Raw genomic sequence first — 14,623 nt, 5'->3', positions numbered from 1 at the left:
ATGATCACTAAAAATACAATCACAATTAAAAAATATACGCTGCTCACAGCTCTCTCTATGACAGCATTTTCTGGATGGGCGCAAGGTAATACCACAACCGGCAATAAAGATGAAATGGTGGTTACCGCCAGCCGTTTCAAACAACCTATTTCTACCGTATTGGCTCCTGCCGATGTGGTCACGCGCGATGATATCGACCGCTGGCAGGCGAAAAGTCTTAATGAAGTGATGCGCCGTTTACCGGGGGTGGACATTGCACAATTCGGCGGGGTAGGTCAGGGTTCTTCTATGTATATCCGTGGCACCGAAGCCCGCCATGTCCTGATATTGATCGATGGCATTCCCCTGGCACGTACCGGTATTGTTAACAGCGTTAACCTCGATCAAATCCCTATTTCCTTAGTGCAGCGGGTTGAATATATCCGCGGGCCGCGTTCTGCTGTTTATGGTTCTGGTGCCATTGGTGGCGTTATTAATGTGATTACGCAGACAGACCAGGAAGGCGCGCAGATTAATGCCGGGATCGGCTCTAAAGGCTATCAGCAATATGATGGCAGTGTTCGCCAGCGCTTTGGCGAGACCTTGGCGACGTTAGCAGGCGGGTATCAAACCAGCAACGGATATAACATCAAACCTGACTCACCGAACCCAATCGATAACGACCGTGATGGTTTCCGCAATAAAAACTTCTGGGCAGGGTTGGAGCATCAATTCAACCAAGAGATATCTGGTTTCGTCAGAGGTTATGGTTATACCAACAATTCTGATTACGATATTGGCAGTTTGTCGTCTCCGGCTTATAGCGGCGATGAAGAGCGGCTATATAACCACACTTATGATGCGGGATTGCGTTATGCTTCGGGTGCCTACTCTTCACAATTAATCGGTAGCTATCAGAAATATAAAGATTACAACTTTAGTAGCCAATATGGCCGCTATGGTGTGGCTACCACGCTGGATAATATGGATCAGCGAAATGTGCAATGGGGCAACACTTACAGCTTTGAAAGTGGAACATTGAGCGCGGGCCTTGACTGGCAGCAACAGCGTTTGACCTCATCTAGTCAGACCATCTCTGATACTTATAAGCGGGATAACACTGGTTTATACCTTAGCGGACAGCAGAAAATCGGCAATGTGACATTAGAAGCTTCTGGTCGTGGCGATAAGGATGAGCAATTTGGCTGGCATGAAACATGGCAAACTGCGGCGGGCTGGGAGTTCGTTCCTGACTATCGCGTAACCGTGTCTTATGGCACCGGTTTTCTGGCTCCGTCTCTGGGTCAGCAATATGGTTCGCAGCGCTTTGACATCGTATCCAACAGTGACCTTAAGCCGGAAGAGTCTCGCCAATGGGAAGCGGGTTTGGAAGGGGTCACTGGGCCACTTGACTGGCGTTTGTCCGCTTATCACAACAAAATTGAAAATCTGATTGATTACTCTTTTGATAATTCAACATTCAAAGGGCATTACTACAATGTCAATTCCGCGACCATAAAAGGTGTGGAGTGGACGGGTAATCTCACTACCGGCATATTTACGCACGGAGTCACACTGCAATATATTGACCCGCGTAATGATCTGAATAATGAGGTATTAGCTCGCCGTTCTAAGCAACAGGCGAAGTATCAGTTAGATTGGACGATGTTTAACCTTGATATGGATGTCTCTTATCAGTATTACGGTAAACGTTATGACAATAGCACCTCAGCTTATAGCTCGACTCAGCGTGAATTATCGAGTTACAGCACAGTAGACGTTTCAGCGGGCTATCCGGTTACTTCTCATCTAACAGTTCGTGGTAGAATTGCCAACCTGTTTGATAAAGAATACGAAACGGCTTATGGCTATAAAACCGCTGGACGAGAGTATTACCTCACCGGAAGCTACAACTTCTAAGGCTGATACTGCTAATCGCCCGACAGCGCTGATTTTTGACTCAGGTGTTGGCGGGCTGTCTGTCTATCAGGAGATTCGGCAATTACTGCCGGATCTCCACTATATATATGCTTTCGACAACGTTGCGTTCCCTTACGGGGAGAAGTCAGGCGAGTTTATTGTTGAGCGCGTATTGGAAATTGTCACCGCTGTACAACAGCGCCACCCGCTCGCTATCGTGGTTATTGCCTGCAACACGGCGAGCACTGTCTCTCTTCCTGCTTTACGTGAACGTTTTACCTTCCCGGTTGTGGGGGTGGTTCCGGCCATCAAGCCTGCGGTACGGCTCACACGTAATGGTGTTGTCGGTCTGCTAGCCACTCGAGGCACAGTTCATGCTTCTTATACCCAGGATTTGATCGAGCGCTTTGCGACAGACTGCAAAATTGAGTTACTGGGATCATCTGAGCTGGTGGAGTTGGCGGAAACCAAGTTACATGGTGGTGTTGTTCCGAAGGAAGCATTAAAGAAAATCCTTCATCCGTGGCTCGCCATGCGTGAACCGCCAGATACTATCGTTTTAGGTTGCACCCATTTTCCTCTATTAACTGAAGAGTTAGCGCAAGTGTTGCCAGAAGGCACCCGAATGGTTGACTCCGGCGCTGCAATTGCCCGTCGTACCGCCTGGCTTATCTCTTCTCAAGAAAATGTGATTTCTTCCGATGAAGAAAACATCGCGTATTGCATGGCACTGAATGCGGATACTGACGCTTTATTACCCGTTTTGCAGAGTTATGGCTTTCTAACGCTGGAAAAACTGCCAATTTAACGGCGTTTTGACTAAAGAATCAGCGGTTGAAAAGTTTTTTGAAATTAGGGGTTGCAGGCTGTCAGGAACTCCCTATAATGCGCCTCCACTGACCGGGAACAACGAAATACACTTCGCCGGGTCAGGAAGAGAAATGATTGAGTTTGACTTCGAAAGAAACCAAATAAACTCTTGACTCTTCAGCGGGAAAGCGTATTATCTGCCTCCCGCGTTACCGTAAGATTCGCCGCAAGGCAAACGGGTAACGAACGCTCTTTAACAATTTATCAGACAATCTGTGTGGGCACTCGCAAGACGATATCGAAGCCTGTTTCGACAGGCAGAAGAAATATCAAAGTCTTGAAGAGTGACCAAAGCAGTACACATTTGAACTTCGGTTCGAATGCATATTTGCAGAAAGTAATCTTTGAGCATCGCTATGTTAACTCATAGCAAATCAAACAAATCTTAAATTGAAGAGTTTGATCATGGCTCAGATTGAACGCTGGCGGCAGGCCTAACACATGCAAGTCGAGCGGTAACACAAGAGAGCTTGCTCTCTGGGTGACGAGCGGCGGACGGGTGAGTAATGTCTGGGAAACTGCCTGATGGAGGGGGATAACTACTGGAAACGGTAGCTAATACCGCATAACGTCTACGGACCAAAGTGGGGGACCTTCGGGCCTCACGCCATCGGATGTGCCCAGATGGGATTAGCTAGTAGGTGGGGTAATGGCTCACCTAGGCGACGATCCCTAGCTGGTCTGAGAGGATGACCAGCCACACTGGAACTGAGACACGGTCCAGACTCCTACGGGAGGCAGCAGTGGGGAATATTGCACAATGGGCGCAAGCCTGATGCAGCCATGCCGCGTGTGTGAAGAAGGCCTTCGGGTTGTAAAGCACTTTCAGCGAGGAGGAAGGCATAAAGGTTAATAACCTTTGTGATTGACGTTACTCGCAGAAGAAGCACCGGCTAACTCCGTGCCAGCAGCCGCGGTAATACGGAGGGTGCAAGCGTTAATCGGAATTACTGGGCGTAAAGCGCACGCAGGCGGTTTGTTAAGTCAGATGTGAAATCCCCGCGCTTAACGTGGGAGCTGCATTTGAAACTGGCAAGCTAGAGTCTTGTAGAGGGGGGTAGAATTCCAGGTGTAGCGGTGAAATGCGTAGAGATCTGGAGGAATACCGGTGGCGAAGGCGGCCCCCTGGACAAAGACTGACGCTCAGGTGCGAAAGCGTGGGGAGCAAACAGGATTAGATACCCTGGTAGTCCACGCTGTAAACGATGTCGACTTGGAGGTTGTGCCCTTGAGGCGTGGCTTCCGGAGCTAACGCGTTAAGTCGACCGCCTGGGGAGTACGGCCGCAAGGTTAAAACTCAAATGAATTGACGGGGGCCCGCACAAGCGGTGGAGCATGTGGTTTAATTCGATGCAACGCGAAGAACCTTACCTACTCTTGACATCCACGGAATTTAGCAGAGATGCTTTAGTGCCTTCGGGAACCGTGAGACAGGTGCTGCATGGCTGTCGTCAGCTCGTGTTGTGAAATGTTGGGTTAAGTCCCGCAACGAGCGCAACCCTTATCCTTTGTTGCCAGCACGTCATGGTGGGAACTCAAAGGAGACTGCCGGTGATAAACCGGAGGAAGGTGGGGATGACGTCAAGTCATCATGGCCCTTACGAGTAGGGCTACACACGTGCTACAATGGCAGATACAAAGTGAAGCGAACTCGCGAGAGCAAGCGGACCACATAAAGTCTGTCGTAGTCCGGATTGGAGTCTGCAACTCGACTCCATGAAGTCGGAATCGCTAGTAATCGTAGATCAGAATGCTACGGTGAATACGTTCCCGGGCCTTGTACACACCGCCCGTCACACCATGGGAGTGGGTTGCAAAAGAAGTAGGTAGCTTAACCTTCGGGAGGGCGCTTACCACTTTGTGATTCATGACTGGGGTGAAGTCGTAACAAGGTAACCGTAGGGGAACCTGCGGTTGGATCACCTCCTTACCTAACGATACGCATTGCGCAGTGTCCACACAGATTGTCTGATGAATGTAAACGAGCAAGAGCACCTGTTGATGTTGTGAGTTTCGACTCATGCTGACACGAAACGGTTAGATTTCGGTTTAATCGGAACTCCGTGTCCCCATCGTCTAGAGGCCTAGGACACTGCCCTTTCACGGCTGTAACAGGGGTTCGAATCCCCTTGGGGACGCCAATCCGATAATGTGTGAAAGACATTATCAACTGAATATCTTAAAGATGACTTTAACAAGTCGTGTTTAAGATATTGCTCTTTAACAATCTGGAACAAGCTGAAAATTGAAACAATACAGCTGAAACTTATCTCTCCGTAGAGGTACTGAGATAAGGATTAACCTGTATTAGAGTCTCTCAAATAATTACAACGCAAGTTGTCTGTAAAGACACCTTCGGGTTGTGAGGTTAAGCGACTAAGCGTACACGGTGGATGCCTAGGCAGTCAGAGGCGATGAAGGGCGTGCTAATCTGCGATAAGCGTCGGTAAGGTGATATGAACCGTTACAACCGACGATACCCGAATGGGGAAACCCAGTGCAATTCGTTGCACTATTGCATGGTGAATACATAGCCATGCAAGGCGAACCGGGGGAACTGAAACATCTAAGTACCCCGAGGAAAAGAAATCAACCGAGATTCCCCCAGTAGCGGCGAGCGAACGGGGAGGAGCCCAGAACCTGAATCAGCGTATGTGTTAGTGGAAGCGTCTGGAAAGTCGCACGGTACAGGGTGATAGTCCCGTACACAAAAATGCATATGGTGTGAGTTCGATGAGTAGGGCGGGACACGTGACATCCTGTCTGAATATGGGGGGACCATCCTCCAAGGCTAAATACTCCTGACTGACCGATAGTGAACCAGTACCGTGAGGGAAAGGCGAAAAGAACCCCGGCGAGGGGAGTGAAATAGAACCTGAAACCGTGTACGTACAAGCAGTGGGAGCACCTTCGTGGTGTGACTGCGTACCTTTTGTATAATGGGTCAGCGACTTATATTTTGTAGCAAGGTTAACCGAATAGGGGAGCCGTAGGGAAACCGAGTCTTAACTGGGCGTCTAGTTGCAAGGTATAGACCCGAAACCCGGTGATCTAGCCATGGGCAGGTTGAAGGTTGGGTAACACTAACTGGAGGACCGAACCGACTAATGTTGAAAAATTAGCGGATGACTTGTGGCTGGGGGTGAAAGGCCAATCAAACCGGGAGATAGCTGGTTCTCCCCGAAAGCTATTTAGGTAGCGCCTCGTGAACTCATCTTCGGGGGTAGAGCACTGTTTCGGCTAGGGGGCCACCCCGGCTTACCAAACCGATGCAAACTCCGAATACCGAAGAATGTTATCACGGGAGACACACGGCGGGTGCTAACGTCCGTCGTGAAGAGGGAAACAACCCAGACCGCCAGCTAAGGTCCCAAAGTCATGGTTAAGTGGGAAACGATGTGGGAAGGCATAGACAGCCAGGATGTTGGCTTAGAAGCAGCCATCATTTAAAGAAAGCGTAATAGCTCACTGGTCGAGTCGGCCTGCGCGGAAGATGTAACGGGGCTAAACCATGCACCGAAGCTGCGGCAGCGACACTTAGGTGTTGTTGGGTAGGGGAGCGTTCTGTAAGCCGTTGAAGGTGACCTGTGAGGGTTGCTGGAGGTATCAGAAGTGCGAATGCTGACATAAGTAACGATAATGCGGGTGAAAAACCCGCACGCCGGAAGACCAAGGGTTCCTGTCCAACGTTAATCGGGGCAGGGTGAGTCGACCCCTAAGGCGAGGCTGAAAAGCGTAGTCGATGGGAAACAGGTTAATATTCCTGTACTTGGTGTTACTGCGAAGGGGGGACGGAGAAGGCTAGGCTAGCCGGGCGACGGTTGTCCCGGTTTAAGCATGTAGGCGGAGCGACTTGGTAAATCCGGTTACTTATCAACGCTGAGGTGTGATGACGAGCCACTACGGTGGTGAAGTAGTTGATGCCAAGCTTCCAGGAAAAGCCTCTAAGCATCAGGTAACATTAAATCGTACCCCAAACCGACACAGGTGGTCAGGTAGAGAATACTCAGGCGCTTGAGAGAACTCGGGTGAAGGAACTAGGCAAAATGGTGCCGTAACTTCGGGAGAAGGCACGCTGGCATTAGGTAAAGAGACTTGCTCTCGGCGCCGAAGCCAGTCGCAGATACCAGCTGGCTGCAACTGTTTAATAAAAACACAGCACTGTGCAAACACGAAAGTGGACGTATACGGTGTGACGCCTGCCCGGTGCTGGAAGGTTAATTGATGGGGTCAGCCGCAAGGCGAAGCTCTTGATCGAAGCCCCAGTAAACGGCGGCCGTAACTATAACGGTCCTAAGGTAGCGAAATTCCTTGTCGGGTAAGTTCCGACCTGCACGAATGGCGTAATGATGGCCAGGCTGTCTCCACCCGAGACTCAGTGAAATTGAACTCGCTGTGAAGATGCAGTGTACCCGCGGCAAGACGGAAAGACCCCGTGAACCTTTACTATAGCTTGACACTGAACATTGAGCCTTGATGTGTAGGATAGGTGGGAGGCAACGAAGTGTGGACGCCAGTCTGCATGGAGCCAACCTTGAAATACCACCCTTTAATGTTTGATGTTCTAACTCGGCCCCGTAATCCGGGGTGAGGACAGTGTCTGGTGGGTAGTTTGACTGGGGCGGTCTCCTCCCAAAGAGTAACGGAGGAGCACGAAGGTTAGCTAATCACGGTCGGACATCGTGAGGTTAGTGCAAAGGCATAAGCTAGCTTGACTGCGAGAGTGACGGCTCGAGCAGGTACGAAAGTAGGTCTTAGTGATCCGGTGGTTCTGAATGGAAGGGCCATCGCTCAACGGATAAAAGGTACTCCGGGGATAACAGGCTGATACCGCCCAAGAGTTCATATCGACGGCGGTGTTTGGCACCTCGATGTCGGCTCATCACATCCTGGGGCTGAAGTAGGTCCCAAGGGTATGGCTGTTCGCCATTTAAAGTGGTACGCGAGCTGGGTTTAGAACGTCGTGAGACAGTTCGGTCCCTATCTGCCGTGGGCGTTGGAAGATTGAGAGGGGCTGCTCCTAGTACGAGAGGACCGGAGTGGACGAATCACTGGTGTTCGGGTTGTCATGCCAATGGCATTGCCCGGTAGCTAAATTCGGAAGAGATAACCGCTGAAAGCATCTAAGCGGGAAACTTGCCTCGAGATGAGTCTTCCCTGGGGCTTTAAGCCCCCTGAAGGAACGTTAAAGACTATGACGTTGATAGGCTGGGTGTGTAAGTGCAGCGATGCATTGAGCTAACCAGTACTAATGATCCGTGAGGCTTAACCTTACAACACCGAAGGTGTTTTGGATTTGAGAGAGTGAGATTGATTTTCAGCGAAGTTCCGAGATTGGATTGGCTGGCTGTGCGGGAAACTGTGTAGCGGGTTAATTAAAACAGAATTTGCCTGGCGGCCATAGCGCGGTGGGACCACCTGAACCCATGCCGAACTCAGAAGTGAAACGCCGTAGCGCCGATGGTAGTGTGGGGTCTCCCCATGCGAGAGTAGGACACTGCCAGGCATCAAACACGAGTTATCAGAATGACATCTGGTAACTGACAAAATCGCTATGAGCGGTTTTGCACAGCGAGGAGCGCTGGTCCTGTAAAGGATAGGTATCAGGAAGATACACGTAAAAGAATCGGTGGAGCGGTAGTTCAGTTGGTTAGAATACCTGCCTGTCACGCAGGGGGTCGCGGGTTCGAGCCCCGTCCGTTCCGCCACTTATTTAAATTATGCCTGCTTATTTTAGCAGGCATAATGTTAAGCGTTATTTAGGGGCGTAGCTCAGTTGGTAGAGCACCGGTCTCCAAAACCGGGTGTCGCGAGTTCGAGTCTCTCCGCCCCTGCCATATAAATAACCCTTCGCGAAAGCGAGGGGTTTTTTTATGTCGAAAATAATCGTTTAGTTCGATTTTTATACATATTATTTGACTCTCTTTAGGTATTATCCCCCGTTTTAGCTAGCATCTATTTGAGCTTCACATCAAAAACCTCCATTTATCCTACCAACTCACAAATTGCCACTACTCTGCTAACCACTCTTATTAGCCATATTCTTTATTAAAGTCCTACTGCCCCCTGTAAAGGTAACGTTCCCAATCTATGCCTATTCAGCTGAATTTATGTACAAAATGATTGTTATTCTATGGTGTGACGCTGCTCATTATTACTTTCACAAAATGTACTAAAACTAATTAACATTTTATCTATCAGGAAGCTCACCTTAAAAAACATCATGTATTTTGAGAACAACATTATCCGCAAATTGGCCGAAATTCAGCGCAATCAATGTTCTGAATGATCATATTAACTGTTCTTTAGAATAGTAATGAGTCAGCAACTCGACGATGGCAAGTGAGGAGATAAATATGTACAGGCGTTTACTGTTAGCAGCTGCTGTGACAGCAGCAATGTGTAGTGCAGTCCAGGCAGCTCCGTTAGTCGTGGGTTTTTCTCAAATAGGTTCCGAGTCCGGTTGGCGCTCTGCGGAGACTAAGGTTTCTAAACAAGAAGCGGAGAAACGCGGAATAACATTAAAAATCGCGGATGCTCAGCAAAAACAAGAAAACCAAATCAAAGCAGTCAGATCATTTATTGCTCAGGGTGTTGATGCCATTTTTATTGCTCCTGTGGTGGCAACTGGTTGGACGCCAGTGTTACAGGAAGCAAAAGAAGCCAAAATCCCCGTATTCCTGCTTGATCGTATGATTGAGGTGAATGACCCCTCTTTATATACAGCGGCAGTAGCTTCGGACAGCGTATATGAAGGTAAGGTCGCAGGTGAATGGCTGTTGAAAGATGTGGCAGGCAAACCCTGCAATGTGGTTGAACTCCAAGGCACAGTTGGTTCTAGTGTAGCCATTAACCGCAAAAAAGGTTTTGCTGATGGAATTGCCTCTGCACCAAACGTGAAAATAATTCGCTCTCAATCAGGAGATTTCACACGTAGTAAAGGCAAAGAGGTTATGGAAAGCTTTATAAAAGCAGAGCAAAACGGCAAAAATATCTGCGCCGTTTATGCACATAACGATGATATGGCAATTGGTGCTATTCAAGCCATTAAAGAAGCGGGTTTGAAACCTGGCTCCGAAATCAAAATTGTTTCTATCGATGGTGTTCCAGATATCTTCAAAGCAATGAGCAGTGGTGAAGCAAATGCCACCGTTGAATTAACACCAAATATGGCCGGCCCAGCTTTTGATGCATTAATTGCATTGAAGAAAGATGGCACCCAACCACCTAAGTTTATACAGACCGAATCACGTTTATTACAGCCCGATACGGCTAAACAGGAATATGAATCCAAGAAGAGTTTGGGTTATTGATTTAAAAGGCGGGATTTGTCCCGCCTGCTTTCGTCACCTGTATTTGGGCAATATCTGAGTCGTTTTTGAACATGGGTACATCTGATGGAAACACTGCTAGAAGTCCGTGGCTTGTCAGTTGAATTTCCTGGTGTTAAGGCATTGGATTCTGTGGATTTCTCTTTGCGGCGCGGTGAAGTTGTGGCTTTACTGGGAGAGAATGGCGCAGGAAAATCGACGTTAATTAAAGCATTAACCGGGGTCTATAAGCGAGCCGCCGGCGAAGTCTATTTAGATAGTGTAGCCATTTGTCCTATTGATACAGCAGATGCCCAAAAAATGGGTATTGGTACAGTTTATCAAGAGGTCAATTTACTCCCCAATATATCTATTGCAGCAAATCTCTTTATTGGCCGTGAACCATTGCGTTGGGGATTAATTGATCATCGCGCGATGAATCAACAAGCAACAATATTACTGAAAGGCTATGGTCTGGAGTTAGATGTTCAGCGGCCTTTGGCTGATTTTTCTATTGCAATACAACAGATTGTCGCTATTGCTCGGGCTGTTGATCTATCCGCTAAGGTATTGATTCTGGATGAGCCGACGGCAAGTTTAGATGCTAAAGAAGTCAGTATGTTATTGGATATTTTGCGGCAACTGCGTGATCAAGGTATTGGTATGGTTTTCGTGACTCACTTCCTCGATCAAGTCTATCGTGTCAGTGACCGTATTACTGTTTTGCGTAATGGCAAGCTCGTTGGTACAAAAAACACGACAGAACTTCCTCGCATTGAATTAGTTCAGATGATGCTAGGCCATAGCTTTGATGAACAATTATTAAAACGTAGCGAACATAATATTGCGGTAAATAACCCATTAGTTGAATTTAAAAACTATAGCCGGCGAGGTGTCGTGGAGAATTTCGATTTATCTGTTTCTCCTGGTGAAATTGTCGGCCTGGCCGGGCTACTTGGCTCGGGTCGCACGGAAACTGCGCAGTTAATTTTCGGAGTCACCACACCTGATACTGGCGAAGCCAAAATTCAGGGCAAGCCGGTTAAGATTAGAACGCCACGTAAAGCGTCGAAATATGGTTTTGGTTATTGCCCGGAAGATCGTAAAACTGACGGCATTGTGGGGGCTGCGACGGTACGAGAAAACATTATTTTGGCTCTACAGGCCCAGCGCGGGTGGTTGAGGCCAATTTCCATACGTGAACAAACTCAAATTACAGAAGATTTTATCCAGCAATTGGGTATCCGTACTCCAGGCCCTGAGCAGCAAATTCAATATCTCTCTGGTGGAAACCAGCAAAAAGTATTATTAGCCCGCTGGTTAGCTACAAAACCTCGCTTTCTGATTTTAGATGAACCGACCCGGGGCATTGATGTGGGGGCGCATGCAGAGATTATCCGTTTAATTGAAAAGTTGTGTGATGAGGGGTTGGCGCTACTCATTATCTCTTCCGAATTAGAGGAATTAGCAGGTTACGCCGATCGCGTCATTGTTTTGCGAGATCGCCGCCATATTGCACAACTCGATCACGATGAGATTTCTGTTCCTGCCATCATGCAGGCGATAGCGGTGCAATAAGGAGTTATTTCATGGGAAACAGGAGCCTATCTATGCCGCAAAGGCCGAGCAAAGTGAAATGGGTCTTGCCGAAAGGTGCCACGCAGTTTGGTGCTCTGATAGTTATTTTATTGATTGATAGTTTGGTTGCTCCACACTTTTTCTCAATTCATATCCAGGATGGACGGCTGTTTGGCAGTGTGATTGATATCTTAAACCGAGGTGCACCCGTTGCATTGTTAGCACTCGGAATGACGTTAGTGATCGCAACCGGAGGCATTGATTTATCTGTTGGAGCGGTGATGGCGATTGCCGGTGCCACTGCAGCCACACTCACTAGTGCTGGTCACCCTTTCTTCACTGTGTTGGCTGCCGCACTCGCAGTCGGGGCGCTGTGTGGATTATGGAATGGATTTTTAGTGGCGGTGTTACAGATTCAGCCGATTGTAGCCACCTTGATGTTAATGGTTGCAGGGCGAGGTATAGCTCAACTGATTACCGAAGGCCAGATTGTCACATTTGATAGCGGCGGGTTGGCGGAGTTAGGCAGCAGCACCTTAATGTATATGCCAATGTCTGTGGTCATTGCATTTAGCATGCTGATTATTGTGTGGTTATTGACGCGTAAAACGGCACTAGGGTTGTTTATTGAGTCTGTTGGTATCAACTTACGTTCGGCACGGAATGCGGGGGTCAGTACTCGTTTGGTGCTGATTTCGGTATATGTCATTTGTGGGATCTGTGCGGCAGTTGCAGGCATTATCGTGACCGCTGATATCCGTGGTGCAGATGCTAATAATGCCGGTTTATGGTTGGAGTTGGATGCTATTCTGGCGGTGGTCATTGGCGGTGCATCCTTGATGGGCGGACGTTTTAACCTTTTGCTCTCTGTGATTGGTGCTTTGATTATTCAGGGTATGAATACTGGGATTTTGCTTTCTGGCTACCAACCGGAATTCAATCTGGTGCTTAAAGCCATTGTGGTATTAGCCGTATTGGTGGTGCAGTCACCGATGATCTCATTGAGCCATATCTTCCGGAGGCGAAAATAATGTTAAAGCGTAATATTCCTTTGCTGATTACTATCGCCGTTTTTATTCTGGGATATGCCTTTTGTCTCAGTCAGTTTCCCAGTTTTTCTTCCACCCGCGTTTGGTGTGACTTACTGACTGATAATGCCTTTTTGGGCATTGTTGCTGTAGGCATGACCTTTGTTATTTTGTCTGGCGGCATTGATTTATCTGTCGGTTCAGTCATTGCGTTTACTGGCGTGCTATTGGCAAAACTAATCGGTACTTATGGTATTCACCCAATGTATGCTTTCGCCATTGTTTTAGTGATGGGGTCGATGTTTGGAGCGTTCATGGGATGGATTATTGATTCCCTGAAACTTCCTGCATTTATCATCACTCTTGCCGGGATGTTTTTTGTCCGAGGCATGAGCTTTATTGTGTCTGAAGAGTCAATTCCCATTGATCACCCGATTTATAGCACGCTGGCAAATTATGCCTGGAAAGTTCCCGGTGGTGGGCGATTTACACTGCTTGCCTTGATTATGCTATTGGTTGTGGCGTTTGGTATTTTACTGGCCCATCGTACACGCTTTGGTCATAACGTTTACGCCATTGGGGGTAACAGTGTTTCAGCGGCCCTGATGGGGGTTCCGGTCAGACAAACGACGATAAAAATATACATGCTATCGAGTACTCTGGCTGCTCTCTCAGGGATTGTATTCTCCCTCTACACCTCCGCAGGTTATGCATTAGCAGCCAGTGGTGTTGAGTTGGATGCCATTGCTGCTGTCGTGATTGGTGGCACACTGCTTACCGGCGGGATTGGTACGGTTTTCGGCACTTTGTTCGGTGTTCTGATTCAAGGCCTGATACAGAGTTACATCACTTTTGATGGCACGCTCAGTTCATGGTGGACCAAGATTGTCATCGGAATTCTATTATTTAGCTTTATTGCCATTCAGAAGGCGATGAGTGCTTTTTATTTGAATCGTCGTGCTCGCCCTCAGTCACCCCCTCTTAATCCCGTATAGCGCTTTGGGCTGCGTTATTCATAGGTGTTTTTAATAACTGTCGAATTAATGTTTGCTGGTCACTGTTTTGCAACCAAACGGCATACAGTGGCCGCACGATAGGCGGGATATCGACATTGACGACCAATTTGGGATATTCCTTTTGCCAATGTTCTGGCAGAAAAGCACAAGCACCGGTGGTATCCAACAGCTGCCGGGTTAAATGGGCTGACGTCGTGGTCAGCACCGGCATCTGCTCGCTATTGAGTAAACGGCTTTCTTGTTGATGGAAGTCCGCCCCCCATTCAAGTTTGATATATGGCGCTTCACTTGCATTTTTATGCTCGGATTCATCGTCAGTTTTTTCCGGTAACTCAAAGGGAACTGAGGAGAACAAACGCAATGAAAAATGCCCTAACAGTAGGCTGGCCAACTCATCCATTTTAGGGGGTTCAGTCGTTATCAATAAATCCAATTGCCGTTCGTGCAACTGTTTCACCAATGATTGGCGCAATGCGATACGTGCTTCAAGGCGTAATGCTTCCCGTTGTTTATAGAGTTGTTGCAACCACGGGGTAAGGTAAGCCTCCCAAAGTGACGCAGTTGCACCAATAGATAATTCAGTGTGTTGCAGCGAGTGTGCCACCTCTTTTTTGGCCAACTGCCAAGTCCCCATCAGTGTTTCGGCATAAGGCAGTAGCCGTTCACCTGCCGGGGTCAGACGAATATTATTGCGATGACGAGTGAATAAATTTGCACCTAATTGATTTTCCAACTGACGGATACGAAAACTCACCGCCGACTGCGTTAAGTACAAAGATTCAGCTGCGCGACCAAAGTGACGAGTTCTACTGACCTCCAAAAAGGTTTTCAGTAATTCGGTATCCACACCCATCTCCAATTTTTTTTGTCGTTAAGATTTAAATGTTTTGTTTTACACGATGTCAAGCCTATCTAATACTCC

The 14,623-nt window shown here is 48.0% G+C and carries 7 protein-coding genes, 3 tRNA genes and 3 rRNA genes; 12 read left to right on the top strand and 1 reads right to left on the bottom strand.

What is annotated here, in order from left to right; genetic code table 11:
* The 12 genes from btuB to yjfF all read left to right on the top strand — a co-directional run bounded on the left by btuB (position 1) and on the right by yjfF (position 13,680).
* Positions 1-1,899, top strand: a complete 1,899-nt coding sequence (gene btuB, locus ACF3VQ_RS20400) for a TonB-dependent vitamin B12 receptor BtuB (RefSeq protein WP_392432737.1) — start codon at positions 1-3, stop codon at positions 1,897-1,899.
* On the top strand, positions 1,844-2,707 hold the full coding sequence (murI, locus tag ACF3VQ_RS20395) for a glutamate racemase (RefSeq protein WP_392432736.1): 864 nt from the start codon (positions 1,844-1,846) through the stop codon (positions 2,705-2,707). The genes btuB and murI overlap by 56 nt, the downstream gene beginning before the upstream one ends.
* 449 nt (positions 2,708-3,156) lie before the next feature.
* A 16S ribosomal RNA gene (locus ACF3VQ_RS20390) occupies positions 3,157-4,699 on the top strand.
* Between the two features lie 135 nt (positions 4,700-4,834).
* Positions 4,835-4,910: transfer RNA gene (locus tag ACF3VQ_RS20385), tRNA-Glu, on the top strand.
* Between the two features lie 225 nt (positions 4,911-5,135).
* Positions 5,136-8,042 (top strand): 23S ribosomal RNA (locus tag ACF3VQ_RS20380).
* Between the two features lie 117 nt (positions 8,043-8,159).
* Positions 8,160-8,275: ribosomal RNA gene (gene rrf, locus ACF3VQ_RS20375) — 5S ribosomal RNA — on the top strand.
* Together the 16S, 23S and 5S rRNA genes with 3 tRNA genes alongside form the textbook arrangement of a ribosomal RNA operon.
* A 125-nt stretch (positions 8,276-8,400) precedes the next feature.
* Positions 8,401-8,477 (top strand) — tRNA-Asp (locus ACF3VQ_RS20370).
* A gap of 53 nt (positions 8,478-8,530) precedes the next feature.
* A tRNA-Trp gene (locus tag ACF3VQ_RS20365) sits at positions 8,531-8,606 on the top strand.
* A 519-nt stretch (positions 8,607-9,125) separates the two neighbouring features.
* On the top strand, positions 9,126-10,082 hold the full coding sequence (ytfQ, locus tag ACF3VQ_RS20360) for a galactofuranose ABC transporter, galactofuranose-binding protein YtfQ (protein ID WP_005162730.1): 957 nt from the start codon (positions 9,126-9,128) through the stop codon (positions 10,080-10,082).
* A gap of 84 nt (positions 10,083-10,166) precedes the next feature.
* A complete protein-coding gene (ytfR, locus tag ACF3VQ_RS20355) occupies positions 10,167-11,657 on the top strand; it encodes a galactofuranose ABC transporter, ATP-binding protein YtfR (RefSeq protein ID WP_392432735.1) in 1,491 nt (496 codons plus the stop codon).
* 32 nt (positions 11,658-11,689) lie between these two features.
* Complete coding sequence (gene ytfT, locus ACF3VQ_RS20350; RefSeq protein WP_392432734.1) at positions 11,690-12,688, top strand: galactofuranose ABC transporter, ATP-binding protein YtfT; 999 nt, start codon at positions 11,690-11,692, stop codon at positions 12,686-12,688.
* Positions 12,688-13,680, top strand: a complete 993-nt coding sequence (gene yjfF, locus ACF3VQ_RS20345) for a galactofuranose ABC transporter, permease protein YjfF (protein WP_392432733.1) — start codon at positions 12,688-12,690, stop codon at positions 13,678-13,680. Before ytfT ends, yjfF begins: the two co-directional genes overlap by 1 nt.
* On the opposite strand, the gene hdfR is transcribed toward yjfF, so the two are convergent.
* Positions 13,667-14,548 (bottom strand): HTH-type transcriptional regulator HdfR, encoded by an 882-nt coding sequence (gene hdfR, locus ACF3VQ_RS20340; RefSeq protein WP_392432732.1) that lies wholly within the window; start codon positions 14,546-14,548, stop codon positions 13,667-13,669. The two genes, yjfF and hdfR, sit on opposite strands and share 14 nt — an antisense overlap.
* Between the last annotated feature and the right edge of the window lie 75 nt (positions 14,549-14,623).

The sequence above is a fragment of the Yersinia fenwicki genome (assembly GCF_043099325.1).
Classification (GTDB): Bacteria; Pseudomonadota; Gammaproteobacteria; order Enterobacterales; family Enterobacteriaceae; genus Yersinia.
This window is presented reverse-complemented; position numbering and strand designations above follow the sequence as displayed.